Genomic DNA, 641 nt, shown 5'->3' on the forward strand with positions numbered 1-641 from the left:
GAAGGCGCTGGAGCGGGAGAACCGCGAGCTACGTCAGGCGAATGAGATTCTGCGCAAAGCATCAGCCTATTTTGCGATGGCGGAGCTCGACCGCCCACTGAAGCGATGATTTCCTTTATCGACGAAACCCGCCCGGTGTTCGGGGTCGAGCCGATCTGCAGGCTACTGCCGATTGCCCCGTCTACCTATTATGAGGCCATCGCCAGGCGCAAAGACGTGAGCCGTCTATCGGCCCGCGCTCGACGCGACATGACCATGAAGGTCGAGATACGCCGGGTATTTAACGAGAACTTCCAGGTCTATGGCGTGCGCAAGGTCTGGCGACAGTTGCAGCGAGAAGGCTACGACATTGCCCGTTGCACTGTCGCGCGGCTTATGAGGGCGATGGGGCTTCAAGGTATCATTCGTGGCAAGCCGGTCAAAACCACGTTGTCGGATAAAACTGCGCATTGCCCGCTTGACCGGGTGAACCGGCACTTCTTCGCATCCGCACCGAACAGGCTGTGGTTATCTGATTTCACCTATGTGGCCACCTGGCAGGGCTTTGTTTACGTGGCCTTCGTGATTGATGCCTTCGCCCGCCGCATCGTCGGTTGGCGAGCAAGCCCCTCTGCACATGCGGGCTTTGTCCTTGATGCCCT

At 58.7% G+C, this 641-nt stretch carries 1 pseudogene and 1 other annotated feature; the pseudogene reads left to right on the forward strand.

Annotated features, from left to right (window positions below):
• Positions 1-641 (forward strand): annotated as a pseudogene (locus E5201_RS10880) (IS3 family transposase); the annotation flags it as partial.
• Positions 64-180, forward strand: a sequence feature (AL1L pseudoknot). Its footprint overlaps the pseudogene before it by 117 nt.

It is taken from the genome of Asticcacaulis tiandongensis (genome assembly GCF_006475605.1).
In the GTDB taxonomy this organism is placed as follows: domain Bacteria; phylum Pseudomonadota; class Alphaproteobacteria; order Caulobacterales; family Caulobacteraceae; genus Asticcacaulis; species Asticcacaulis tiandongensis.